Raw genomic sequence first — 25,752 nt, 5'->3', positions numbered from 1 at the left:
AACCGGACATAGGAGGGCGTACAGGTGTTCAACGGGGGCTTTCGGGGACGCGTGCGCGTCATGGTGGTCGGAACGGTACTCATAGGGATCGCCGGTGTCGCGCCGGCGGGTGCGGAGGCGGCGTCGACCACCGTCCGCACGAAGGACGAGTTGATCGCCGCGCTCGGTGCGGCCGCCGCGGGCGACACGGTGTTCGTCGACGGGTCGGTGTCCATCAACCTCACCGGCACCAAGGCGATCCGCATCCCGGCGGGCGTGACGCTGGCGAGCAACCGCGGCGAGAACGGCGCACTCGGAGCGCTGCTCTACAACGACGAACTCGACCTCGGGCAGTCGGAGACCTGGGCGCAGTTCGTGACCACGGGTAGCGGCGCGCGCGTCACCGGGCTCCGACTGCGCGGGCCGGACCGCGAGATCCGCGACAGCGCCTACCAGTACGACAACTCGGACGGCATCAAAGCGACCGACGCGTCGGACCTGCTGGTCGACAACAACGAACTGTACGGCTGGTCGCATGCGGCCGTGTCCCTCACCAACAGCATCGAGGGACTGGTACGCAACAACAACATCCACCACAACCGGCGGACCGGCCTCGGGTACGGGGTGGTGCTCGTGAACGACGCGAGCGCCCTCGTCGAGAACAACACGTTCACGCAGAACCGCCACGCGATCGCCGCCAGCGGCATCCGCAACCAGCGGTACGAGGCCCGGTACAACGTCGTGGTCGACAACGCCGTCGGGCACAGCTTCGACATGCACGGCGAGAACGAGGCGCTGGACGACGGGTCGCCGTACGCCGGCGACGTCATGCACATCAAGCACAACAGCTTCCGGTCGACGGCGTACCCCGGGTTCGTCGTGCGGGGGCGGCCGTTCACCGGCGCGTACGTGGCGGGCAACTGCTTCGCGCACTCCGGTTCGTCGGCGGCCGTGCAGCAGAAGAACTTCACCGGGAACCTGTCCATCGGTTCGAACACCTACGGGACCACGACGGGCAGCTGCCACACGTCCGGGCGCAAGGTCGGGTGGCGGATGTCGTCCGGCGGCACCGCGACCTACGCGCCGCTCGCCGGCTACACGTACGACGCGAGCGAGGTCGGCTTCGGCGACTTCGACGGCGACGGAAAGACCGACGTGTTCCGCGCCACCGGCTACCGCTGGTACTACTCGTCCGGCGGCACCGGCCGCTGGGTGCCGGGTGCGCTCTCCGGGCTGCGGCTGTCGCAGGTGCGCTTCGGCGACTTCGACGACGTCCCCGGCACCGACGTGTTCACGGTGTCCGGCGACCAGTGGCAGTTCTCGTCCGGCGGAACCGGCGCGTGGCAGCCGCTGGCGACGTCGAGCCTGCCGCTGGAATCGTTGCGGCTGGCCGACTTCGACGGTGATGGGAGGACGGACGTCTTCTCGATGTCGGGCAACCAGTGGCGGTACTCGTCCGGCGGCCGGTCGGGCTGGGCCAACCTGAACTCGGCCGCCGTGCCGCTGGCCGATCTCCGGTTCGGCGACTTCGACGGCGACGCGAAGGCCGACATCTTCTCCACGACGGGCAGCCAGTGGCGGTTCTCGTCGGGCGGGGTCGGCGTGTGGTCGCCGCTGGCGACGTCGGGCGCCGCGATCGGGTCGCTGCGGTTCGGCGACTTCGACGGCGACGGAAAGACCGACGTGTTCCAGACCACCGGCGGCCAGTGGCAGTTCTCGTCGGCCGGCCGGACGTCGTGGACGAACCTGACCCGCAGCGCGTGCCCGCTGTCGGCCCTGCACGTCGGCGGCGACTTCGACGGCGACGGCAGGGCCGACATCTTCGACGGCCGCTGCGGCGAGTAGTCCGTGGGGCGGCCGGCCCGGTACCGGGTCGGCCGCCCGTGCCGTTACGTGGTGACGGCGACGGTCACCGTGCCGATCACGATGCGGTGGTCGGAGCACGGTCCGCCGCAGTCGGTCGAGATGGAGAGGGAGTCGCCGTCGTAGGTGCCGACGATGCGGTTCTCGCGGGCGAAGATGAGGTCGATCTTCTTGCCCGGGCCGCACGGGCCGGCCGGGGTGCCCGCGTCCTGGGTGTTCTCGCCGTAGCCGACGCAGCGCGAGTCGGTGTCGTCGAGTTCGCGGTACGCGCCGGTGTTGCCGGCGTTGTTCGGCGTGCTGACGCTCGGGGCGTACCAGTTGTCGAGGCGAACGTAGTTCGGCTGGGCGTTGAAGTCACCGGCGATCACCACGGTGTCGCCCGCGGCGTTCCAGGCTTCGAGCTGAGCGCGGACGGCGTTGAGTTGCTGGACGTTGATCGGCGCGCCGTTGATCGTCGTGTCCAGCGTGGTGATGTGCGTGGTGCAGAAGCGCAGGTGTGGCCGGGCCGACAGCGGCGCGCACAACAGCTTGCGCTTCTCCACCCTGCCGTCGTCGGGCAGGGTGATGCGGTTCGCGGTGCCCATCGGCGCCCTGCTGAACAACGCGATCCCGTACTGCTCGCCGCCGGAGCAACCGGTGGCGTTCGTCGCCTCGAACCGGGAGAAGTTCTCGACGTCCTGCGGCCACCCGGAGTCGCGCAGGTTCTTCTGGATCGCCTTGTACTGGCTCCAGCACAGCTCGTTGACCGCCGCGAGGTCGGTGCCGCGGTTGCGGATCGAGTTTCCCAGCACGGTGATGAGACCGTTGCCGGTGGCGCCGCCGTTCAGCTTCTGGCCGGCGACGTTCCAGGTCCAGACGTGCAGCGTCTGGTTGACGGTGGCGGCCGACGCCGCGGTGGCCGGCAGGAGAACCGCCGGCAGGAGACCGGCGACGGTGACGGCGACCGTCACCAAGGCACGCAAAATACGCATGAACACCCCCGTGTCACGTGAAAGATTGACGATCATCTTTACATATACAGGGGACGCGCGTCAGGCGACGAACCACATCCGCTCGATCCTGGCCGGCCCCACCTCGTACATGGCGACCACCGTGCGGACCTCGCCGCTGGCCGGGCTGGTGATGTTCTCCTGGTCGACCACGACGTTCCCCTTGACCACCCGCGTCACGAGCGTCGCCGTCACGCCGGGACTGTCGGCGAACACTGCCCGGAAGCGCTCCCGGAAGGCCGCGCCGGACCGGTCCGCCAGCTCCTCGCCCGACGGGAACGACAGCACCGGCACGTTCTCGACGAAGTGGTCGAGGAACGCGTCGAGATCTCCGGCGTTGTACGCGGCGAGTTGGCCGTCGACGATTTCTTCGGGGGACATCCATACCTCCTGAGGTCCCCTTCAGCTTGCTGCGCACCGGGTTCGTTGGCCATGGCGGACGGGACGGTTCGGTAGCGCGTTACGTAGTTCTACGGATTTCGGTGCCCGGCCGGCGGACAACACTGCGATGAATGAACGAGGCAACGCTTCGGGCCGTGCTCGGCCTGTTCACCACCGGGGTCACCGTGGTGACGGCGGCGGGCCCGGACGGTCCGATCGGCGTCACCGCCAATTCGTTCGCGTCGGTGTCGCTCGACCCCGCGCTCGTGCTGTTCTGCATCCACCGCGCGTCGCGGATCCGGCCGGTCCTCACCGACGCGGGACCCTTTGCCGTCAACATTCTCGCGGCGCACCAGGAACCGCTGTCGCGCCGGTTCGCCGGACCCGTCGAACGGCGCACGGAGGGCGTCCGGTTCCACGACGGCGTCACGGGTGCGCCCATCCTCACCGACGCCACGGCCTACCTCGACTGCGACCTGTACCGGCGGTTCGACGCCGGCGATCACGTCGTCGTCATCGGCCGGGTCCGCGACCACCGCGTCCAGCACCCCGGCCACCGACCGTTGACGTTCTACCGCGGCGGATACGGGACCGTCGAGGATCCCGACCACGGCCTGATCGCACCGGTCGCCGTTCCGGCCGACCACCGCGTTCCCGACGCGGTGACCGGTCTGGCGACGCCGGCGGAGTACGACCGGTACTTCCGCCTGGTCCGTTCCGACGTCGGCCTGGCCGAGTGGACGCGGTCCTGCCTCGACGTCAACCGGGCGGTCATCGACGAACTGCAGGGCACGAGCCTGTCCGACGACGACCGGCTCTCGATGGTCACCGGGCTCGTCGCGGCGCTGGACATCACGCTGTCGCAGTGGCTGGCGGTCGCGCAACCGGAGGAGTCCGCGGCATGATCGGCGCGACCCAACGAACGGCGGTGCGCCGGTGGAAGCTCGGCCACCACGCGTTCCACCTCTACCTGATCGCGATGAACACCGAGCTGCCGATCGCCCTGCGGCTGACCGAACAGCGCCGCTGGGACGCGCTCCTGCCGTCGCTGCAGCGGCTCACCGTCCTGTACGACGCGGCGACCGCGAGCATGAAGTTCGCCGCCGACTTCGACCCGGATGAATACGACACGCTGATCCGGCCGTCGATGGCGCCACCGTTCCTGAGCCCCGGCTTCTCCGGGCAACAGAACCGCGACCACGCGACGATGCTCGACCTGATGTCCGAGGCGCAGCGGACGCTGAAGGCGCTGCTCCGCAACCTCGACGTCCCGGCCGGTCTGCGGGCCGCCGCCACGGCCCTGTGGGAGGCGCAGGCGCGCAACCGCAGGCACCACATCCTCGTCTGCGCCAAGTTCGTGCCCGACGGCGGATCGCTGCTCAAGGACTATCTGGAGGGGAAGACCCGATGATCACCGTTATCGAACAGTGGTTCCTGCGCGCGGAGTTCGTGTCGCGCGGAACCGAGGTCATGCAGGAGATGGACGACATCGTCGGGCCGGGCGCGCACGACGACCCGGCCTGGTCCGGGCACGCGACGTTCTTCCACAGCCGGGTCATCGGCAACAAGTTCCTCATGATCTACCCGTGGCGCAGCGTCGAGGACCACGAGAAGTTGCGTGCCCGCGAGGAGCCGTTGCTCAAGGACTTCGTCGCGCGGTACTGCGCGCGCGACCGGGAGATCTCCTACTACGACGTGCTCGACGTCGACGTGGACCACGACCATGACGAGTAGGGGCGTCGCCCTCGTCACCGGCGGCGGTCGGGGCATCGGACGGGCGATCAGCGAACGCCTGGCGTCCCTCGGCTACGCGGTGGTCGTCAACTACATGTCCGACGCGGCGGCGGCCGAGGAGGTCGCGAAGTCGTTGGACGCCAAGGGTTTCGTGGCCCACCCCATGCGGGCCGACGTGTGCTCGCCCGACGCCGTCGCCGATCTGTACGCGCGGATCGACCGCGACCTCGGCGAGCGACCGGCCGTCGTGGTCAACAACGTCGGGGAGTTCGGCCTCAGCACGGTCCACGACACCGGCGTCGAGCGGTGGAACCGGATCATCGACAGCAACCTGAACTCCGCGTTCTACGTGACCCGCGAGGCGCTGCCGGAGATGCGCCGCCGCCGGCACGGTCGGATCGTCTTCATCGGCATGGCGGCCACGCTGCGCATCCGCGGCGCCGCCAACGTCGCGGCCTACGCGATCGCCAAGACCGGCGTCGCCGTGCTCGCCCGCACCCTCGCCGCCGAGGAGGCCGCGTACGGCATCCGGACCAACTGCGTGGCGCCCGGCCTGATCGACAACGGGTACCTGCCACCGGAACAGGCCGCGTGGATGGTCGACCGGGTTCCGTCGGGCCGGCTCGGCCGGCCCGAGGAGGTCGCCGACGCGGTCGCGTTCCTGATCTCCGATCAGGCCCGGTACGTGTCCGGCGCGACATTGAGCGTGTCGGGCGGCTGGGACTGGGACAACCGCAAGCCGGACCACGACGCCGGCGTCGAGAGGCTCTTCAATGACTGAAGACCCGATGACCGGGGACTCGATGACCGGGGACCTCGGCGACTGGACGCCCGAGCAGTACGAGGCGAACGGCCGGCTGGCGTTCGCCCGGATCGCCGCGCTGCGCCGCGAGATCCGCACGGTGCCGGTGGCGCCGGCCGCGACGCCGGCACAGGTGCGCGGCGCGCTGGACCCGGTGCTGCCCCGGCAGGGCCGGCCGTTCGCGGAGATTCTCGACGACACGTGGGCCACCGTGGTCCCGCACCTGACGCACTGGCACCACCCGTCGTTCCACGCGTACTTCTCGAACTCGAGCTCCGGTCCGGGCGTCGTCGCCGACGCGGTCGTCTCGGCGCTGAACGTCAACTCCATGTTGTGGACGTCGAGCCCGGCGGCCTCGGCCGTCGAGGAGATCGTGATCCGCTGGGTGTGCCGGATGATCGGCTACCCCGACGACTCCGACGGGGTGATCGTCAACGGGGCGTCGCTGGGCACGTTCTACGCGCTGAACGCGGCCCGGGACGCCGTGCCCGGCCTCGACGCCCGCACGAAGGGTGTCGCCGGCCGGCCCGACGTGACGGCGCTGCGGGTCTACGCCACGTCGCACGCGCACAGCTCGGTCGACAAGGCGGTGATCGCGCTCGGCATCGGCCTGGACAACCTGGTCCGCGTCCCCTGCGACAAGAACTTCGCGATGCTCCCGTCTGCGCTCGCGGACCTGATCGCGGCCGACCGGCGGGCCGGACTGACCCCGGTGGCGGTGGTCGCCACGGACGGCACCACCGCCACCGGCTCGCAGGACCCGCTCGGCGCGATCGCCGAGGTGTGCCGGGACGCGGACGTGTGGCTGCACGTCGACGCCGCGTACGGCGGGCTGTGGCGGCTCGTGCCGGACATCGACGAGGTGTCGCCGGCGCTCGACGTCGCCGACTCGCTCGTGGTCAACCCGCACAAGACGCTCTTCGTGCCGATGGAGTGCGGCCTGCTGCTGTCGCGGCGGCGCGGGGCGCTGGGCGGCGCGTTCCGGCTCGTCCCCGATTATCTGTCCACACAGGACGGTAACGGCACCGTCGACTACATGGACCGGTCGCTTCAGCTCGGCCGGTCGTTCCGGGCGCTGAAACTGTGGTGGGTCATCCGGTCGTTCGGCCTCGACGGCCTGCGCGCCCGCCTCGCCCACCTCGACGAGCTGGCCGACCTGCTGCGCCGGCGGGTCGACGCCGAACCCGGTTGGCAGCGCGTCGGCGACTCCCCGCTGCCGCTGGTCTGCCTGCGTCACGTGCCGCTGGGACACCGCGACGTCGACGGGCTCAACGTGCGGATCCTCGACCGCGTCAACGCGTCCGGAGCGACCTACCTGTCGAAGACCACGCTCGACGACGGCGTGGTGCTGCGGGTGTCGATCGGCAACATCCAGACCCGCCGCGACGACGTCCTGCTCGTGTGGCATCTGCTGCGCCGCGCCGCCGAGGCCGAAAGCGGGGCGTCGTGGAACGGCTGATGATCCCGGGGCCGGCCGAGCTCCATCCGGACGATCTGGCCGTGCTCGCCGAGCAGACCGTGCCGCACTACGGCGACCGGTGGGCGCCGTTCTTCCGCGGCCTGCTCGACGACGTCGCGCACCTGCTCGACGCCGAGACGGCCTACATCCTGCCCGGCTCCGGCACGGCCGGCATCGAGATCGCGATCGCCAACCTGTTCGCGGCCGGCGACCGGGTCGTCGTCCCCGACACCGGCTACTTCGCCACCCGGGTCGCCGAGGTCGCCGAGGCGCTCGGGTTGCGGGTGAAGCTGGTGGCGACCCCGCTCGGCGCGCCGGTCGACCCCGACGGGCTCGACCTGGCCGGCGCCGACGGGCTGCTGGCCGTCCACGTCGACTCCACCACCGGGATCCGGCATCCCGTCGAGGAACTGGCCCGCCGGGCCCGGGCCGCCGGCGTGACGTTCGTGGTCGACGCCGTCGCGTCCGCCGGCGGGGAGCGACTGCGGCTGCGGGAGAGCGGCATCGACGCGGTGGTGACCGCGCCGCAGAAGGGGCTGGCCGCCCCGCCCGGGCTGGCGATCGTCGCGTTCGACCGACGCGGTTCCGAGCAGATCCGGCGACACCGGCCCCGGTCGTGGTTCTTCGACCTGACCCGCTGGCAGGAGGCCCGGGACAAGGACGAGTGGGAGCCGCACCCGGTCACCATGCCGACCGCCGTGGTGCGGGCGCTCGCCGCCTCGGTGGCCCGCATCGCGTCCGTCGGCGTGGATTCGTGGATCGCGGACCGGCACGCGCTGGCCGGGTACCTGCGGTCCCGCCTGCGCGCGGCGGGCTTCGACGTCTTCGCGCCGGACGGCCACGCCGCGAACCTCGTCACGGTCGTGCCGTGCGACGACCCGGACCTGTACGCGCGCCGGGCGATCCGGCACGGGCTGATGATCGGCCGCGGCCTGCCGCCGCTCGCGGGTGCCGTGCGGATCGGCCTGCTCGGCGAGACGGCAACCACGGCATCAGTCGACCGCATCGTTCGAGCATTGGAGGACCGGACATGACCAGGACCGGCGAGGAATACATCGCGTCGCTCAGGGACGGCCGCGAGGTCTGGTACGACGGAGAGCGGGTGAAGGACGTCACGACGCACCCCGCGTTCGCCGCCAGCATCCGGTCGTTCGCCCACCTCTACGACCTGACGCACGACCCGGCCACCCGCGACGTGCTGACCGTGGAGTCGCCGGAGACCGGTACCCGGATCCTGCGCGCGTTCCAGGTCCCGCGCAGCCACGGCGATCTGGTCGCGAAGCGGCAGGCGTTCAAGGTGTGGTCGGAGGCGTCGTTCGGGTTCCTGGGCCGGTCACCCGACTACATCGCCAACGCGGTGACCGGTTTCGTCACCGCGCCGCACGCGTTCGTGGGCGCCACCTTCGACGGCAGCGCCAACGTGCTGGCGCACCACCGGCGGGTGTCCGAGCAGGATCTCTACCAGGCGCACACGCTGGTCGACCCGCGCTCGGACCGCACCAAGGCGCCGTCGGAGCAGGGCGCCGACGACATCTACGTGCGGGTCGTCGCGGAACGCGACGGCGGGATCGTGGTGAGCGGCGCCAAGATGATCGGGACGGCGGCGGCGTTCTCCGACGAGATCCTGGTCGGCGGCACCTCCCCGCTGGCGCCGCAGGAGGCCGACTACGCGCTGCTGTTCTCGACGCCGGTCAACGCGCCCGGCGTGAAGATCATTTCCCGGGTGTCGTACGAGGCCGGCGCCCGCAGCGTCTTCGACAACCCGCTCGCGTCCCGCTTCGACGAGAACGACGCGCTGATCGTCTACGACAACGTGTTCGTGCCGTGGGAGCGGGTGCTGGTCTACCGCGACGTCGACGTCGCGGCCGGGCAGTGGTGGGGCTCGTCGGCGTTCGTGAACTTCATCCACCACGGCGCCACCCGGCTGTGGACCAAGCTGGAGTTCCTCACCGGGCTCGCGTTGCTGATCACCAAGGCCAACCGCACGTTCGACCTGCCGCCGGTGAAGATGCAGATCGGCCGGATGCTCAGCTGGCTCAACACGGCGAAGTCGCTGGTGATCGCGATGGAGACCGCGTGCCAGCCGGTCGACGGCCCGGTCGGCGCCGTGGAACCCAACCGGGAGATCGGCGTGTCGCACCTCGCGGTCGCGCCCGAGCTGTACCAGAACGCGGTCACCGAGTTGAAGCTGCTCTCCGGCGGCGGCCCGATCATGCTGCCGGCGACCGTGCGCGACCTGCTCAACCCGGAACTCGCACCGGTCATCCGGAAGTTCATGCGGACGCCCGCGAGCACCGCCGAACAGCGCATCAAGCTGTACAAGCTGGCCTGGGACGCGCTCGGCACCGAGTTCGGCGGCCGGCACGAGCAGTACGAGCGCTTCTACCACGGCGCACCGCACAACTACCTGCAGACGATCGTGCGGCGGAGCGACACCGACGCGTGCGAGCGGCTCGCGAACGCCTGCCTCGACGGCTACGGCATCGAGGAGTGAACGCGCTGGTCTACCGCGGGCCGGGCACCGTGTCCTGGGATGCGGTGCCCGATCCGGTCGTCGACGCGCCCGCCGACGTGGTGGTGCGCGTCGACGCGGCCGGCGTGTGCGCGTCCGATCTCCGCATCCTGGCCGGCGGCACCGGCGTGGCGGCGGGTCGGGTGCTCGGCCACGAGGCGGTGGGCACCGTCGTGGCTCGCGGCGCCGCGGTGACCACGCTGGGCGAGGGCGACCGGGTGCTGGTCCCCGCGATGACCGGGCGCGGTTCCGGCCGTTCGGACCGCGGTTCCGGCCGGCCGGGCTGGGTGCTGGGCAACAGCGTCGACGGCGTGCACGCCGGATTCGCCCGGATACCCGACGCCGACACCAGCCTGCACCGGTTGCCGGACGACGTCAGCGACACCGACGCCGTCCTGCTCGCCGACGTGTTCCCGACCGGCTACGAACTCGCCGTCCGGGACCACCTGCGGCCCGGCGGCACGGTCGCGGTGGTCGGGCTCGGCCCGGTCGGCCTCGGCGTCGTCATGACGGCGGCGGCCTGCGGCGCCGGGCGGATCGTCGCCGTCGGCCGGTCCGCGTTCCGCCGCGAGCTCGCGCTGTGCCTCGGTGCGGCCGACGCCGTGGACGCCGCGGGCGATGTCGCGGCCCGGGTCATGGAGCTCACCGGCGGCACCGGCGTCGACCTGGCCGTCGAGGCGGTCGGCACGCCGGAGACGTTCGACGCCTGCGTCCGCATGGCCGCCGTCGGCGGCGTCGTGGCCAACATCGGCGTGCACCGCGCGCCGGTGTCGCTGCCGCTGGACCGGGTGTGGGCCCGCGACCTCACCGTCACCACCGGCCTGCTCACCACCGGATCGGTACCCGACCTGCTGCGGCTCGTGCGGGCGGGCCGGTTGCGACCGGGTCGGCTGGTCACCCACACGTACCCGATGCACGCGGCGGCCGAGGCGTACGAGACGGCCCGGCGCGCGACGGAACACCAGGCGGTGAAGGTGATCCTGCTGCCGAACGCCGAACCTCCGAACTTCGAGGGAGAACCATGGACCCCGTCCTGATCGTGCTGTGCGCGGGCCGGAGCGAGTACCGCGAGCCGATGCTCGCCCGCATCGCCGCGCGCTACCCGCTGGTGCTGGTCTCCCCCGACCCGCCGACGTGGGAACTGCCGTACGTCCGCGACCACGTCGTCGTCGACCAGTCCGACACGGCCGGCTACATCGCCGCCGCCGTGGCGTTCGCCGACCGCTACCCCGTCGCCGGTGTGTTCACCTACTACGAGTGGTGCGTCGAGATGGCGGCGGTCGTGGGCGAGACGCTCGGGGTCCCGCACTGCGCGCCGGCCGCGGCGATGCGGTGCCGCGACAAGTGGGAGACGCGCACCGCGTTGCGCGCCGCCGGCGTCCCCTCGGCGCTCTCCGTCCTCGTCGACGACGTCCGCGAGGCGTCCGACGCGGCGCGGGCGATCGGCTACCCGGTCGTGGTCAAGCCGCGGTCGCTGTCGGCCAGCTTCGGGGTGTCGCTGGTGACCGGCCCCGACCACCTGGCCGCCGCGTTCGACCGGGCCGGCACCAGCGAGTCCAACGGCCCGTGGGAGTTCCGCCCGGGCGTCCTCGTCGAGGAGTGCCTCACCGGCGACGAGGTCAGCGTCGACAGCGCCGTGGCCGGCGGGCGGGTCGAGACCGCCGTCTACGCCCTGAAGGTCCTCGGGTACGCGCCGCACTTCGAGGAGCTCGGCCACATCGTGGCGGCGCCGGAGCTCATCGTCGACGACCCCGCCCTCGTCCACGACATCGTCGCGGCGGCGCATCACGCCCTCGGCGTCGACAACGCCGTCACCCACACCGAGCTCCGGTTGACCCCGGGCGGGCCGCGCATCGTCGAGGTGAACGGCCGCTCCGGCGGCGACTACATCTCCGAACTGGGGCTGCTCGCCACCGGCGTCGACGTCGGCGTGGCCACCGGCGACATCGCCGCCGGCCGGCCGGTGACGCTCGATGCGGGCCGACCGGTGACGCCCGGCGCGGCGCGGAACCGGGTCGCCGGGGTGCGGTTCCTCTACGCCGAGGACGCCGGCACCGTCGACGCCTGCGAGATCGACGCCGCGGTGGCCGGCGCGCCATGGCTGGAGCGGGTGGTGTGGCTGGTCAAGCCCGGCGACCACATGAGCCCCACCCCGGGCCGGCGCTACTTCGCGCGGGCCGGGTTCGCGGTCGTCACCGCCGACTCGGTGGCCGAGTGCGCGGCGCGGATGGAGACGGTGGCCGCGCACACGATGATCCGGACGGCCGTGTACGCGTGACGCCGTTCCTGTCCGCCCGGTTCGGCGGCCTGCCGCGGTCGTTCTGGTTGTTGTGGACCGGCACCGTCGTCAACCGCCTCGGCACCGTGGTGCAGCCGTTCCTCGCCGTCTACCTGCACACCGGGCTGGGGCTCAGCCTCGCCGCGACCGGTCTCCAGATCGCGGTGTTCGGTGCCGGGCAGGCCGCTTCCCAGGTGGTCGGTGGCTGGCTGACCGACCGCGTCGGCCGGCTGGCCACGATGGTGACCAGCCTGCTGGCCAGCGCCGCGGTCATGCTCCTCGTGGGCGCCACCACCGGCCCGCCGGCGTTGACGGTCGCCGTGTTCCTCCTCGGCCTCGCGATCGACGCCTACCGGCCGGCGGCCACCGCGCTCGTCGCCGACGTCGTGGCGCCGCCCGACCGGGCCCGCGCGTACGGACTGCTGTTCTGGGCGGTCAATCTCGGGTTCTCCGGCGCGATGGTGCTCGGCGGCGTCTTCGAGAGCGTGAGCGCCCACTGGCTGTTCTGGACCAACAGCCTGTGCGCCGCGCTGTTCGCCGGCATCCTGCTGCTCGGCCGGGTCGACCGGCCGGCCGCACCGGACCGGACGGCGCGGCCCGCCGGCGGATTCGGGACGCTGCTGCGCGACCGGCTGATGGTGACCTACTGCCTGATCACCCTCGTCTACGGCATCGTCTACGCGCAGGCGTACTCGACGTTGCCGATCGCGATGGTCGACGGCGGGCTCGGCGCGGCCGGGTACGGCGTCGCGGTGGCGATGAACGGCGTCGTCATCGTCGTGCTGCAACCGCTGGTCGGGCCGTGGGCCGCCCGGCGCGACCACAACACCGTGTTCGCGGTCGGGGTCCTGCTCGTCGGCACCGGGTTCGGCCTCTGCGCGGTCGCGACCAACCTCGCCACGTACATCGTCACCGTGCTCATCTGGACCCTCGGCGAGATCGCGATCGTCAGCGTCGGACAGGCCATCGTGATGACGCTCAGCCCGGAGCACCTGCGGGGACGCTACAGCGGCGTGTGGGGCACCGCGTGGGGTGGCGCCGCCGCCGTGGTCGGTCCGGCGCTCGGCACCTGGCTGCTCGGCATCGGCGCGGACGTGCTGTGGTCGACCTGCGCGGTCGCCTGCGCGGTCGCCGCGTTCCTGCAGTGGCGGATCGGTGCCGCGATCCGCCGCCGCGCCGTCAGTGCACCGCGACCGTCCCGTCCAGCCGTTCGCGTGCCCGCTGCACATCCGGGTGACGCAGGCCGGTGAGGATCTCGTCGGCGCGCCGCCACGCGTCGACGGCCGCTCCCGTTTCGCCGAGGTCGTGGTGGGTGTCGCCGAGGCGGATCAGCGTGTCGGCCTCGTTGTACCGGTCACCCGTCTCCAGGAACAGGACGATCGCGGACCGGTAGAGGCGCATCGCGCTCGCGTGGTCGTTCCGCCGGTGCTCGACGTAGCCGAGGCTGTCGTGCGCGTGCCCCAGCCCGCTGCGGTCGCCGGCCTCGTCGAGGAGCCGGATGGCCGCGGTGCAGTAGCGCGCCGCCAGGTCGTACTCGCCGAGGTGCGCGTGCTGCCAGCCCAGCGAGTTCAGGCTCAAGCCCTGCCCGGCCGGGTCACCGGCGGCCAGGTGCAGCCGCACCGCCCGGCGGGCATGGCGCACGGCGGCCCGGCGCTCGCCCTGCCGCCCGAGGAACCAGGCCAGCGTGCGGTGCGCGTGGGCCAGGCCGAACAGGTCGCCCACCTCGTCGTAGCGGTCGATGGCCTGGCGCAGATGGCTGCGGGCGGTGTCCGGGTCGGCGAGCCACACCGCGGCCCGGGCCCGGCTGCGGTGCAGGCAGGCCTGCGCGCCCCGGTCGTCGCGCCGCACCGCGACCGTCAGCGCCCGGCCGGCGATCGCGGCCCAGTCGTGCCAGTGGCCGCGCCGGTCGAACAGCTCGGCCAGGGCACACGCCAGTTCCACCAGGCGGCCGTCCATCGTGCCGTGCCGCACCGCGGCGAGGATCGCGGGTCGCTCCGCGTCGTACCACCGCTGCGCCTCCTCGGCCGAACCCAGGCCAACCACCGTAGAATCCAGTGCGGGCCCGAGGCGGTGACACATCCGGCGGTGCGGTGCGACCAGTTCCCCCGCCCGCCACGCCATGGCCACGTAGTGGTCGATCATCCGGTCCACGGCGCCGCTGCGTTCGGCCCCGGAGTCGTTGTCGCGGACGAGTTCGCCGGCGTACCGGTGGAGCAGTTCGTGCGTGGTGAAGCGGCCGGGCGTGTGCTCGGTGATCAGGTGCGTCCGCGCCAGCGCGGACAGCGTCGACCGGGCCTGTGCCGGCCGCAGGCCCGACATGGCCGCCGCGACCGGTGGCGAGATGTCGGGTCCGTGATGCAGGCCGAGCAGGCGGAACATCCGCGCCTCCGACCCGCTGAGGTGGTGGTACGAGCTGGCGAAGACGGCCCGCACGTCGGTGGTCGCGTCGCCGCTGACGAGCACGTCGAGCCCGTGGTGGACGTGTTCCAGGTCGTCGGCGAGCCCGGCCAGGCTGAACGTGGGATGCGTGACCACGCGGGCCGCGGCGACGCTGATTGCCAGCGGCAGCCGGGCGCACCGGTCGATGATCCGGCGCGCCGCCGCGGGCTCCTTCGACACCCGACGGCGGTCGACGCGGGTGGCCAGCAGCGCGACGGCCTCGTCGTCGGGCAGCAGGTCGACGCTCACGTGCCGGGCGCCCGCGGCGAGCAGGCTGGTGAGCCGGTCGCGGCTGGTCACCACCACGAACGCACCGGGCGAGCCGGGCAGCAGCGGCCGCACCTGGTCGGCGTCGTGCGCGTTGTCCAGCACGATCAGCACCCGACGCCCGGCCAGCGTCGTGCGGTACAGCGCGGCGAGCGCCTGCGGGCCGGCCGGGATCCGATCGGGCGGAACATCGAGCGCGATGAGGAAGTCACGGATCACGTCGGCGGCCGGCAGCGGGGCGACGGACGGGTGGAAACCACGCAGGTCGACATGCAACAACCCGTCGGGAAACCGATCGGCGACGCGGTGCGCCCAGTGCACGGCCAGCGTCGTCTTTCCCACGCCGGCGGTGCCGGTGACGGCACACACGACGGGCCCGTCGTTGCCCGCCGCGGCGAGCAGGTCGTCGAGGCGCCGCAGGTGCTCCGTCCGGCCGACGAAGGTCGGTACCCCGGCGGGAAGCTGCGCCGGCACGCTGCTGCCGCCGCCCGCCGTCCCCTCGACGCTCCGACCGGCGATCATCACGGCCGCCAGCCCGGTCCTGTTGGCCACCGCCAACTTGGCGTAGACACGTCCCAGATGACTGTCGACGGTGCGGGTGCTGAGAAACAACCGGCGCCCGATCTCGGCGCTGGTGAGGCCGCCGGCGGCCAGCTCGGCGATCTCCCGCTCCCGCGCGGTCAGACGCGCCACGACGGTCTCCACCCGAAATCTGCATCGAGGATGAACACACCATCGGTTCGTTCCGCAGACGCCTGCGGACGGGGGCGGATTCCGGCGTGAACCCGACCTTCGCGACGATCAGCACTCCCATCTTCACCTCGTCGCTATTCTAGCGCTAGAATAGTCCGGTGGAGTTGACCCCCGCCGAGCTGACCGTCCTGGGGCTGGTCATCGAGCACCCGCAGCACGGTTACGACCTGGAGCAGGTGATCCAGCAGCGCGGCATCCGGCAGTGGACCGACATCGGCTTCTCCTCGATCTACTACCTGCTCACCAAGCTGGAGCAGCGCGGCCTGCTCCACGTTCCGGAGGCGCCGGCCGCCGCGAAGTCCCGCCGGGTGTTCCACGCCACCGCCGAGGGCCGTCGGGTCGCGGCGGCCACCGCGCTGGCCCTGCTCACGGAGGCCCGCCCGGTTCCCCACCCGATGCTCGTCGGCCTCGCCAACCTGCCCCTGCTCTCCGCGCGGCAGTACGCGCGGGCGCTGCGCACCCGGCTGGCGCAGCTCGACGACCGGATCGCCGCCGTCCGGGCCGCACAGAGAGCACAGCAGGCACACGCTTCCCTCCCGCTCGCGGCGCGTGAGGTGTTCTCGTACTCGCTCAGCCTCATGGAGGCAGAAAGGCAGTGGCTCGCCACCCGAGTCCAGGTTCCCGGTGACAGACAAGATTGACTTCAAGAAGACCCTCGACGCCTACCGCGCGCAGCGGGGCCGGTTCCGGTGGATCGACGTGCCCGACATGCAGTACCTCATGGTCGACGGGCACGGCGACCCCAACTCCTCGCCCGCCTTCACCGCGGCGGTCGAGGCGCTCTACCCGGTGGCGTACAAGCTGAAGTTCGCCAGCAAGCGCGACCTCGGCCGCGACTACGTCGTCCCGCCCCTGGAAGGCCTGTGGTGGGCCGAGGACATGGATTCCTTCACCACCGCGCGCGACAAGTCGCAGTGGGACTGGACGCTGATGCTGATGGTCCCGGACTGGATCGACGAGGCAACGTTCGAGAAGACCGGGGCCGAAGGCGTCCGCCTGCAGACCCTCTCCGAGGGCCGATGCGTGCAGACGCTGCACGTCGGCTCCTTCGACGACGAGGCCGCCGTGCTCGCGCGGCTGCATCACGAGGTCATCCCCGGCAACGGGTTGCGCATGACCGGCACCCACCACGAGATCTACCTCAGCGACTTCCGCAAGGTCGCACCCGACAAGCGGCGCACGATCCTCAGGCAGCCGGTCAGCTCGGATTCCTAGGGGACGACCGTCGCGTCCTGAGCGTGGGCGGGCCGGCCGGCCTTCCACGGCACCACCGCGCCGTAGCGGACCAGTTCGCCGTACAGGGTCGGGTCGACCGTGCCGGCCAGCACGAGGTCCACGATCGGTTCTGCCGCTTCGGCCGGGGTGCGCGCGGCGGAGAAATCGTCGAACCACGGCCGCGACGCGGCCGTGTCGACCAGGCCGGGGCAGACCGCGGCGATCAGGATGTCGTCGGCCAGATCGGGGACGCGGCGAGCGGCGGCCACCGCACGCACGGCGGCCACCTGTGCGACCTTCGACGGGACGTTGATCCACGGTGACCAGCCCGCGCGCGCCGCCGTTCCGTCGTGCACGGCGTCGAGCCAGTCGGCGACCGCCTTCTCCACCTCGTCGAGCGTCACCCCGTCGAAGCGGTGCCGGAGCCGGGGATCGAGGTGGCCGAGCGTTCCGAGCGAACTCGCCACGACGACGAGCCGCCCGCCCGGCCGCAGCACGGGTGCCAGCGTGCGGAGCACCGCATGCGTCCCGCCGTTGGCGACGGCCACGAACGCGTCGGCCTGCGCGGCCTGCGACACCGCCGGGTCGAGGCGGGCGGCCGCGTTCGAGACGACGACGTCCACCGTGCCCAGTTCCGCGGCGAGCGCACCGATCGCGGCGGCGTCGCCGACGTCGAGCACCCGCCCGACCACGCGGGCCCCGCCGGGGGTGGCCCGCGCGACCTCGTCCGCCGCCCGCGCCACCCGGCCCGGGTCGCGGCCCGTGAGCAGGACGAGGTCGGCGGGTGTCAGCCGGGCCGCGAGCCCCTCGACCACCGCGCGGCCGATTCCCTGGTTCGCCCCGGTGACCAGGGCCGTGCGTCCATCCGTCATGCGGTCGACGCTAGGACCCGGAGCCCATGCCGCCAACGACTGTCACGCACATCTGGTATGCGTATTCGTCATGGACCTGTCCGGTGTGTCGATCGTCGGCCTGCGCGCGTTCCGCGAGGTGGCCGAGAAGGGGACGGTCACCGCGGCGGCGGTGGCGCTCGGGTACACGCAGTCGGCGGTGTCGCGTCAGCTCGCCGGTTTGGAACGGGCGGCGGGCACCGCCCTGCTGGAGCGCCACCACGACGGGGTGCGGCTCACCGCCGCCGGCCGCGTGGTGCTGCGCTCGGCGGCGGCCGCCCTCGACCTCCTCGACGCCGCCGCCCGCGAACTGGCCGACCGGCCGGCGAGCGCCGGCCCGGTGCGGCTGGGCTGGTACCCGAGCGCCGGCGCCATTCTCGTTCCGCGGGCGCTGGCCGCGCTGCGCCGCGGTCACCCGGCCATCGCCGTCACCACCCGCGAGGGCAGCAGCACCGCGCTGGTCCGGGCGCTGCGCGCCGGCACGATCGATCTCGCGATCCTCGCGTCGGCACCGCCGTTCCGCCCGCCCGACTCCGAGTCACCACCGTTGAAACGGCGGACGCTGGCCGAACGCGGTCTGTGCGTCGCCGTTCCGGCCGGTGACCCGCTGGCGGCCGGCGACGCGGTGCACGTCACCGAGCTGCGTGGCCGGGCGTGGATCGCCGGGCCGAAATCGGCCGGCGAGAACCCGATGGGCGTGTGGCCCGGCCTCGACGAGCGGCCCCGGATCGCCCACACCGCCCGCGACTGGCTGGCCAAGCTCCACCTGGTGGCGGCCGGTGCGGGAATCACCACGGTGCCCGCGTCGCTGGCACCGCTCGCGCCGCCCGGCGTGCGCGTCCTCCCCGTGCGCGGCGGCCCCGACGAGCGCCGGCGCATCATCCTCGCGTGGCTGCGGACGCCGCTTCCGCCGGCCGCTGCCCGCGTCGCGGAAGCGATCGAGGCGGCCGTCGCCGAACCGGCATAGCTCACCGAGATTTCCCGCCTCCGGTTGTCGGTTCCGTCGCCCGGCCGACACATATCAGCATGTGCAAAAAAGAGCCATTGCACTCATCAGGATCGATGTGTCTCGGTAGTGTCGGCGGGGCTGAGCGACCAAACGGGGGAGTGATCGCTATGGTTTCCGTCGATCGTGGCTCGCGTCGTTTCGCGTGGTTGCCCGTCGTATTGACTCTGGCCCTGGCGGTTTCGCTGCTGCCGGCCGTGGAGATGCCCCAATCATCCAGCCCGCCGGGCACACCGGCCGGCGTGGCGGGGGCGCCGCCGGTGCTGCGTGACCTGCCGGCCGGCACGAGGCCGAATGCCGCGCCCCGGCAGCGAACACCGGTGGTTCCACCGCCGGTGGCCGCCGCGGCCGCGCCACGGGCGTTGTCGGCGGCGGAGTGGTCGGCGATTCCGGCCGCCGCATCATCCGGCCGGGTGGCCACCACCGCCGAGGTGGTGTTCGAGAACGTCGAGCTGCGGCCCGGCTACACCCTCGGTGACACGTCGTTCGTCGCCTACTTCGACCTGCGCGACGACGACCGGTCGTTCACCTCGTGGACGGTGCGGTTGTTCGACGCCGCCGCCGGCACGGAGCAGGCCTCGACGACGTTGGCACCGGCCGACCTCGACCCGGCATGCGAGACGATCCGCAAGTACTGCAAGACGTTCGGTGCGGCGCAGGGCTGGGTGCTCGACCCGGCGCGCGAGTACTTCATCACCATCACCGCCACGTTCGCCGACGGCACGGAGGTGGAGTCGGCCCGCTCGCCGAACGCGAAGCCACGCACGACGATCGTGCCGCCGGCGGTCACCAACGCGCAGGCGGCGGGCTGCAACTGCGGCAACGCGCTCGGGCTGACCGAGGCCGGCCAGGCGGTGCGGGGCATGGGCGTCAACACCGCCAACGGCGCGTACGTCCGGCTGGAGCGCGACCTGTCGATGGCGTCCTTCGGCGTCGAGTTCACCTCCGTGCGCACCTACTCGTCGGCGGTGGCCACGCCCGGCCCGTTCGGCACGGGCTGGTCGTGGTCGTACGGCATGCGTGTCACCACCGGAGACGAGGGTGTCACGGTGCGCGCCCAGGACGGCGCCGAGGCGTTCTACCGCCTCAACGCCGCCGGCGGCTACGACCGGCCGGCCGGGGTGCGGTCGAACCTGCGCCGCGCCGGTGCCGGCTGGGAACTGGTGACCGTCACACAGACCGTGTACGCCTTCGACGCCGAGGGCCGCCTCACCTCGATCCTGAACCCGCGCGGTGCCGGCGTCCGGCTGGCCTACACCGCAACCGGGCTGACCGTCACCGACGCGTCCGGCCGGGTCGCGACGGTGACCGTCACCGACGCGCTCATCCGCAAGGTGCGCCTGCCCGACAACCGCTACGTCGAGTACGGCTACGAGCAGGGCCGGCTGGCCTCGGTGCGCGATGTGCGCGGCAACACCTGGCGCTACAGGTACAACGACGTCGGGCTGCTCACCGAGGTCATCTCCCCGATCAAGACCGGCAAGCCGGCGCGCAACGTCGTCGACGTGCGCAACGAGTACGGCGCCGACGGCCGGGTCGTCAAGCAGTTCGACGCGCTGGGCAACCTGACGACGTTCGAGTGGCACGCCGCCGAAGAGGAGTCCTTCACCACCGACCCCGACGGCGTGGTGACCGTCGACGGCTACCGCGGCAACGTCCTCGTGCACACCCAACGCGGCGGCCGCGACGCCGTCAACCACCGCTACGACGGGCGGCTCAACCGCAACCTCGTGGTCAACGGCAAGCACAACCAGCACGAGTCGACGTTCGACGACAACGGGAACATCACCGAACAGAAGGCTCCGCTGCCGTTCACGTTCAACGAGGTGACGAAGTACGACGCGCGCAACAACCCCATCGAGGTCAAGGACGCGCGCGACAACGTCTGGAAGAACACGTTCAACGAGTTCAACGAGCTCGTGGAGAGCGTCGACGCCGAGGGCAACCGCATCCGGTTCGAGTACGACGACCGGGGCCTGCCCACGATCCGCATCGACCAGCGCAACAAGGTGACCCGCTACGAGTACCTTCCGGTCGGCGACCGCAACAACGGTCTGCTGAAGTCCGTCATCTCGCCGGAGGCACGGCGCACCGAGGTCGCCTACGACGCCACCGGACGGCAGGTGTCGGTGACCGATCCGCGCGGCACGGTGCCGGGTGCGGACCCGGCCGCCTACACGACGCGCTACGTCGTCGACGCGGCCGACCAGGTGACGGCCGTGCAGCAGCCGGGCAAGCGCAACCCGGCGACCACCGTGTTCGACGAGGCCGGCCGGATGATCAAACGGGTCACGCCGACCGGCATCGAGACGCGGTTCAGCTACTACGACGACGGCCTGCTGAAGTCGACCACCGACCCGCGGCGGGAAAGCGTCGTGACGTACACGGCGGCCGGGCGGAAGGCGTCGACGCGCCTCGAACTCGGGGCGGGGCCCGACATCGTCACCACGTTCGGCTACAACGCCAAGGGCCTGCTGGAGAAGACCACCTCGCCGCGCGGCAACGTGCCGGGCGCGAACCCGGCCGACTTCACCACCACCTACTTCTACGACGGCAACGACAACCTCATCCGCATGCGCCGGCCCTACCCCGGCTCCCCCGGCTTCGTCGACAAGGACTTCAAGGCCGACGAACTGGACCGCACGAAGGCGACGGTCGACGAGTTCAACCGCACGTCCTCGTTCGAGCGCGACAACGGCGGCAACGTCACGAAGACGACCGACACGCTCGGCCGCACGACACAGTTGGGCTACGACCGCAACGGGCGGCAGAACTCCATCACCGACTCCGGCGGCAAGCAGACCGGCTTCGCCTACGACGCGGCCGGCAACAAGATCTCGCGCACGATGCCCGAGGGCGGCGTCATCACGTGGGACTTCGACGGTGACGGCAAGATCGTCGCCACCACCGACCCGCGCGGCAACGTGCCGGGCGGCATCAAGGACCGCTACACCACCCGCTACCGCTACGACCGCGCCGGGAACCTCCAGGAGGTCGTCGACCCGCTCGGCCACAGCACCGTCTCGACGTTCGACGCCAACAACCGGGTGACCGCGGTGTCGGACGCCAAGGGCCGCAGCATCACCTACACCTACGACGAGGACGACCGGCCGAAGACCATCCACGCGCCCGACGCGCCGGTCGACCCGCACGACCCCGCGCAGTACTCGACGGTCGTCGACTACCACCCCGACGGCATGCTCAAGTCGGTGCGCGACCCCAACGGTCACGTCCGCAGGTACGACTACGACCAGGCCGGCCGGATGGTCCGGCAGACCGACCCGCTCGGCCGCCGCACCGAGATCTCCTACGACGTCGAGAGCAACGTGCTCACGCAGATCACGCTCGGCGCGAACGAGAACCCGGGCTCGTCGGCCCGCGCGGCCCGCACCATCGTCGACACCTACGACATCGTCGGGCGCCGCACCCAGCGGGCGCTCGGCACCACCGGCCCGATGTACACGTGGGGTTACGACGCCAAGGACCGCACCACGTTCTACGGCGATCCGGCCGGCAGCCGCCGGGTCGACTACAACGACGAGGACGAGATCACCGCGGTCACCCGCACCGAGACCGTCGGCGGGCGGACGGAGGCGTTCTCGTACGGCTACGACGAGCGTGGCAACCTCAAACGCCGCACCAACCCCGACGGCACCGTGATCGGGGCCACGTACGACGACGACGGCCGGGTCACGACCGTCTCGGCGTCGGGCGGATCGGCCGGGCTGAGCACGTCGACGTGGAACTTCGGCTACGACATCGCCGGCCGGCGGACAACGACGACGCTGCCCGCGGCCACCGGACTCGTGGAGACCCGCTCCTACGACGACGCCGGACGGCTGGTCGGCATCGGCACCCGCCGAACCGCCACCCAGGCGGCAACCACGGAACCGGCCACAGAGCCGGCCACAGAACCAACAACCACAGAACCAGCGGCAACAGAACCAGCGGCAACAGAACCGGCCGGCCCCGCGCCGTCCGCATCAGGATCGGGCAGCCCCACCCCGGCACCGTCCACATCGGACAGTGCCAGCCCGGCGCCGGCCGCACCCGACGCGGCCACGACCGACCGCAGTCCGGGCGCACCGACCACCGTCACCGCCAAGGCCGGTGCGGCACAGGCGGCGGTCACGTGGAAGCCGCCGGCCGACGCCGGAAGCTCCCCGCTGACCGGCTTCACCGTCACCGCGTCTCCGGGCGGCCGGTCCGTCACCGTGGCGCCGGGCACCACCACCGCTGTCGTCGACCGGTTGGAGCCCGGAACGGCGTACACGTTCACCGTCACCGCGTCGAACAAGCACGGTGCCGGGCCGGCGTCGGTGCCGTCGCTTCCGGTGGTGCCGGTACCGGTCCCGCAGGATCCGGTCTCCGGGTTCCAGCTGACGCTCGACGAACTCGGCAACCCCACCCGCATCGTGACCACGCGCAACGGCGTCTCCGAGTCGGTGGCCTACGCCTACGATGCCGTCGACCGGGTCACCTCCGCCTGCTACGGCGCGCTCACCTGCACCGGTGCCGCGGCCGGCCGGATCGACTACAAGTACGACCTCGTCGGGAACCGCACCCGGCAGACGTTGTCCGGCTCGGCGGGCTCCGGCGTCACCGATTACGACTACGACGACGCCGATCAGCTGAAGCGGCAGGCCACCCAGGTCGCCGGTCGCACGGCCGCCGTCGACTACGAGTACGACCTCGACGGCAACCAGACCCGCGCCGGCGGCGACACGTTCGCGTACAACCTCGACGGCACCCTGGCCAAGGCGACGGTGTCCGGCCGCCCGACGGCGTTCGGCTACGACGCGTCCGGCCTGCGGTTGACCGGCACCACCGGCACGGGCGACCAGGCCGTGACCCAGCGGTGGTCGTGGGACACCAACGGCACGCTGCCGCAGATCGCCGTCGACACGGTGACCACGGCCAGCGGGCAGACCGCCGAGACGCGCGGGTTCGTGTACGGCCCCGACGACGAGCCGCTCGCGCTGCTCGACGCGCCGACCGGCGCACACTCCTACACGCACGACTGGCTCGGCGGCATTTCCGCGATGCTCTCCCCCGCCGGGGTTCCGGAACAGGCCTACGACTACGACCCGTTCGGCAACCCGCGGATGGGTGAGACGCTGGCCGGAACGCAGAGCAACGCCGGAACGCAGGGCGACGCCGGAACGCAGAGCGTCGTCGGGCCGACGAACCCGCTGCGGTACGCCGGCGCGTACCAGGACAACAGCACCGGCAACGGCAACTACTACCTGCGGGCCCGCAACTACAACCCGGCCACCGGCCGGTTCACCTCGACCGACCCGGTGGCGCGCGGCGGCGCGGCGGTCAGCTCCTACGTCTACGCCGACAACAACCCGCTCGCCTACGCCGACCCCACCGGCCTGGAACCCCAGGCGGGTGACGGCGGTGGCCAACCCGTGCCGCCGGCCACCGGCGAGCAGAACACCGGACCGAGCCCGGAGGACATCGCCCGCGCGAACCAGTTGCAGAACAAGAGCCTGCTCGACGTCGTGCTCGAGGCGGGCGGCCAGATCCTCATGGAGATCCTGGGGATCAACGACATCATCGACTGCCTCAAGGGCGACATCGGCGCCTGCGTGATGACGGTGATCGGTGCGCTGCCGTGGGGCAAGATCTTCAAGGCCAAGAAGATCGGCGAGGCACTGTGGCGGGCCGGCAAGGCCATCTTCAAGTTCTTCGAGGAAGTCAAGTGGGCCAAGGCGATCCTCAAGGGCGCGAAGGAGGCCGCGGAGAGAGCCAAGGCCGCTGCCGCGGCTGCCGCAAAGGCCGCCGCGGACAAGGCGGCAGCGGTGAAGGCGGCCGCCGAACGGGCCGCGAAGAAGGCGGCCGAGGAGGCCGCGGCGCGCGCGAAGGCGGTCGCCGCCAAGGCCAAGGCGAAGACGAAGAAGGGCGCCGGAAAGTCCGACGACCCACCGGGCGCACCCGACTCGTGCCCGGCGCGGCAGCCCGACACCCGCAACAGCTTCGTGGCAGGCACCCCGGTACTGCTGGCCGACGGTTCCACCCGGCCGATCGAACGGGTGGAACCGGGCGACACGGTGGTCGCCACCGATCCGCTCACCGGCGGTGCGGTGGCCCGCCAGGTCACCCACGGCATCCGCACCGACAGCGACAAGGACTTCGTCGACGTCACGGTCGGAGCCGGCAAAGAAAAGAACACGGTGACGGCCACCGCGCACCACCCGTTCTGGTCGGTGACCCAGGGCCGCTGGGTCGACGCCGGCGACCTGCGACCGGGCGAGCTGCTGCGCACGTCGGCCGGCACGTACGTGCAGGTGACCGCCGTACACCGGTACACCGCGCAGCGGGTCACCTACGACCTGACCGTCGCCAGCACCCACACGTACCACGTGCTGGCCGGCACGACGCCGGTGCTCGTCCACAACACCTGCCCGCCCGTCATCGCGCTCGGTCTCACCCAGACCGACGAGAACCCGCTCGAACTCGCCGAGTTCGCGCACGACCGCGGCGCGACACCGTGGACCGACTGGCCCGACCCGGGCAACCCGTGGCCGACGATCAACGAGGCGCTCTCGCCCGACAGCACCGTCCAGATCCACTTCAACCTCAACGGGATCCGCGACCCGCGGGCCTGGGCCCAGTCCGGAAGCGAGTTGACCGCCATGGAGCTGGCCGCGATCCGGGACGCACCGGCCTCGGTTCAGGCCCGGGTCACCTGGTGGCTGAACGGTAGGGTCGACAAGAGTCCGTTCGTCGACTGAAGCACCGACCCGATGTGGAGCGGCAGTTGTGAAGGTTTCCCCGGAGCAGCTGCCGCTCCGCTTTCCGCGGAGCTTCCGGCCGTGGGCGTACACGGTCTCGCACCGCACGCTGACGCTGCGCAGCGACGGCAACGAGGTGGCCGGTGAAACGGTGTACGTGCGATTCCTCGACGTGCTGGCGATGCAGCTACGGCACCGCTTCCAGCACCTCACCATCGCGACGGCGGCCGACCCCGGCGCGATCGACCGGTTCGTCGACATACCGGACCGGCACAGCGCCCGCTACCTACGCCTGACCGTCACCGACGGCGCGCACGAGGGTTTCGTGGTGTGCGCCGTCCTCGACGTCAGCACCGGACCCCCGGAGCCGTAGGCCGGGTGCCGCCGGCCGGACGTCAAGGGTGCTCAGGTTGCGGTCCGGGTGGCCGATGGGTGCCGTATGCAG

General features: G+C 71.7%; 20 protein-coding genes. 16 read left to right on the top strand and 4 right to left on the bottom strand.

Annotated elements, in window-relative coordinates; all coding sequences use genetic code 11:
• Nucleotides 1–60 precede the first annotated feature (60 nt).
• Nucleotides 61–1,824, top strand: a complete 1,764-nt coding sequence (locus tag Vau01_RS26415; RefSeq protein ID WP_203997491.1) for an FG-GAP-like repeat-containing protein — start codon at nt 61–63, stop codon at nt 1,822–1,824.
• Between the two features lie 44 nt (nt 1,825–1,868).
• Here the strand turns inward: Vau01_RS26415 and Vau01_RS26410 are convergent, their stop codons facing one another.
• Together Vau01_RS26410 and Vau01_RS26405 are read right to left on the bottom strand one after the other, a co-directional pair.
• Nucleotides 1,869–2,813 (bottom strand): endonuclease/exonuclease/phosphatase family protein, encoded by a 945-nt coding sequence (locus Vau01_RS26410; RefSeq protein WP_203997489.1) that lies wholly within the window; start codon nt 2,811–2,813, stop codon nt 1,869–1,871.
• A 60-nt stretch (nt 2,814–2,873) separates the two neighbouring features.
• Nucleotides 2,874–3,212 (bottom strand): nuclear transport factor 2 family protein, encoded by a 339-nt coding sequence (locus Vau01_RS26405; protein WP_203997485.1) that lies wholly within the window; start codon nt 3,210–3,212, stop codon nt 2,874–2,876.
• A gap of 131 nt (nt 3,213–3,343) precedes the next feature.
• On the opposite strand from Vau01_RS26405, the gene Vau01_RS26400 reads away from it, so the two are divergent.
• From Vau01_RS26400 to Vau01_RS26355, 10 genes are read left to right on the top strand one after another with little or no spacing between them, the layout of a single operon-like run.
• Nucleotides 3,344–4,117 (top strand): flavin reductase family protein, encoded by a 774-nt coding sequence (locus Vau01_RS26400; protein WP_203997482.1) that lies wholly within the window; start codon nt 3,344–3,346, stop codon nt 4,115–4,117.
• Nucleotides 4,114–4,623, top strand: a complete 510-nt coding sequence (locus Vau01_RS26395) for a 3-methyl-L-tyrosine peroxygenase-related protein (RefSeq protein WP_203997479.1) — start codon at nt 4,114–4,116, stop codon at nt 4,621–4,623. Before Vau01_RS26400 ends, Vau01_RS26395 begins: the two co-directional genes overlap by 4 nt.
• Nucleotides 4,620–4,946: a hypothetical protein gene (locus Vau01_RS26390; protein WP_203997477.1), complete on the top strand. Its 327-nt coding sequence runs from the start codon at nt 4,620–4,622 to the stop codon at nt 4,944–4,946. The genes Vau01_RS26395 and Vau01_RS26390 overlap by 4 nt, the downstream gene beginning before the upstream one ends.
• A complete protein-coding gene (locus Vau01_RS26385) occupies nt 4,936–5,727 on the top strand; it encodes an SDR family NAD(P)-dependent oxidoreductase (RefSeq protein ID WP_203997474.1) in 792 nt (263 codons plus the stop codon). The genes Vau01_RS26390 and Vau01_RS26385 overlap by 11 nt, the downstream gene beginning before the upstream one ends.
• Nucleotides 5,720–7,207, top strand: coding sequence for a pyridoxal phosphate-dependent decarboxylase family protein (locus Vau01_RS26380; RefSeq protein WP_203997471.1), 1,488 nt, complete (start codon nt 5,720–5,722; stop codon nt 7,205–7,207). The genes Vau01_RS26385 and Vau01_RS26380 overlap by 8 nt, the downstream gene beginning before the upstream one ends.
• Nucleotides 7,195–8,241 (top strand): pyridoxal-phosphate-dependent aminotransferase family protein, encoded by a 1,047-nt coding sequence (locus Vau01_RS26375; protein WP_203997468.1) that lies wholly within the window; start codon nt 7,195–7,197, stop codon nt 8,239–8,241. Before Vau01_RS26380 ends, Vau01_RS26375 begins: the two co-directional genes overlap by 13 nt.
• Nucleotides 8,238–9,701, top strand: coding sequence for a 4-hydroxyphenylacetate 3-hydroxylase family protein (locus Vau01_RS26370; RefSeq protein WP_203997465.1), 1,464 nt, complete (start codon nt 8,238–8,240; stop codon nt 9,699–9,701). Before Vau01_RS26375 ends, Vau01_RS26370 begins: the two co-directional genes overlap by 4 nt.
• On the top strand, nt 9,698–10,756 hold the full coding sequence (locus Vau01_RS26365; RefSeq protein ID WP_203997462.1) for a zinc-binding dehydrogenase: 1,059 nt from the start codon (nt 9,698–9,700) through the stop codon (nt 10,754–10,756). The genes Vau01_RS26370 and Vau01_RS26365 overlap by 4 nt, the downstream gene beginning before the upstream one ends.
• Nucleotides 10,741–11,997, top strand: coding sequence for an ATP-grasp domain-containing protein (locus Vau01_RS26360; RefSeq protein WP_203997459.1), 1,257 nt, complete (start codon nt 10,741–10,743; stop codon nt 11,995–11,997). Before Vau01_RS26365 ends, Vau01_RS26360 begins: the two co-directional genes overlap by 16 nt.
• The gene (locus Vau01_RS26355) at nt 11,994–13,247 is read left to right on the top strand and encodes an MFS transporter (RefSeq protein WP_203997457.1); all 1,254 of its coding nucleotides are present in this window, start codon (nt 11,994–11,996) and stop codon (nt 13,245–13,247) included. The genes Vau01_RS26360 and Vau01_RS26355 overlap by 4 nt, the downstream gene beginning before the upstream one ends.
• On the opposite strand, the gene Vau01_RS64690 is transcribed toward Vau01_RS26355, so the two are convergent.
• A complete protein-coding gene (locus Vau01_RS64690; RefSeq protein WP_203997455.1) occupies nt 13,177–15,396 on the bottom strand; it encodes an ATP-binding protein in 2,220 nt (739 codons plus the stop codon). The genes Vau01_RS26355 and Vau01_RS64690 overlap by 71 nt on opposite strands.
• A gap of 158 nt (nt 15,397–15,554) precedes the next feature.
• Here Vau01_RS64690 and Vau01_RS26345 point away from each other — a divergent pair, with 158 nt between their 5' ends.
• Together Vau01_RS26345 and Vau01_RS26340 are read left to right on the top strand one after the other, a co-directional pair.
• Nucleotides 15,555–16,097 carry a PadR family transcriptional regulator gene (locus Vau01_RS26345; protein ID WP_203997452.1) on the top strand — a complete coding sequence of 181 codons (543 nt, stop codon included), beginning with the start codon at nt 15,555–15,557 and terminating at the stop codon, nt 16,095–16,097.
• Nucleotides 16,081–16,671 (top strand): GyrI-like domain-containing protein, encoded by a 591-nt coding sequence (locus Vau01_RS26340; RefSeq protein ID WP_239151861.1) that lies wholly within the window; start codon nt 16,081–16,083, stop codon nt 16,669–16,671. Before Vau01_RS26345 ends, Vau01_RS26340 begins: the two co-directional genes overlap by 17 nt.
• Here Vau01_RS26340 and Vau01_RS26335 read toward each other — a convergent pair.
• Nucleotides 16,668–17,543: an SDR family NAD(P)-dependent oxidoreductase gene (locus Vau01_RS26335; RefSeq protein ID WP_203997449.1), complete on the bottom strand. Its 876-nt coding sequence runs from the start codon at nt 17,541–17,543 to the stop codon at nt 16,668–16,670. The two genes, Vau01_RS26340 and Vau01_RS26335, sit on opposite strands and share 4 nt — an antisense overlap.
• Nucleotides 17,544–17,613: 70 nt before the next feature.
• Between Vau01_RS26335 and Vau01_RS26330 the strand changes: the two genes are divergently transcribed.
• From Vau01_RS26330 to Vau01_RS26320, 3 genes are all read left to right on the top strand, one after another.
• Nucleotides 17,614–18,528, top strand: a complete 915-nt coding sequence (locus tag Vau01_RS26330) for a LysR family transcriptional regulator (RefSeq protein ID WP_203997446.1) — start codon at nt 17,614–17,616, stop codon at nt 18,526–18,528.
• A gap of 188 nt (nt 18,529–18,716) precedes the next feature.
• A complete protein-coding gene (locus tag Vau01_RS26325; RefSeq protein WP_203997443.1) occupies nt 18,717–25,307 on the top strand; it encodes an RHS repeat-associated core domain-containing protein in 6,591 nt (2,196 codons plus the stop codon).
• Between the two features lie 28 nt (nt 25,308–25,335).
• Nucleotides 25,336–25,680 (top strand): hypothetical protein, encoded by a 345-nt coding sequence (locus tag Vau01_RS26320; protein WP_203997425.1) that lies wholly within the window; start codon nt 25,336–25,338, stop codon nt 25,678–25,680.
• Nucleotides 25,681–25,752 lie beyond the last annotated feature (72 nt).

The sequence above is a fragment of the Virgisporangium aurantiacum genome (assembly GCF_016863635.1).
Classification (GTDB): Bacteria; Actinomycetota; Actinomycetes; order Mycobacteriales; family Micromonosporaceae; genus Virgisporangium; species Virgisporangium aurantiacum.
This window is presented reverse-complemented; position numbering and strand designations above follow the sequence as displayed.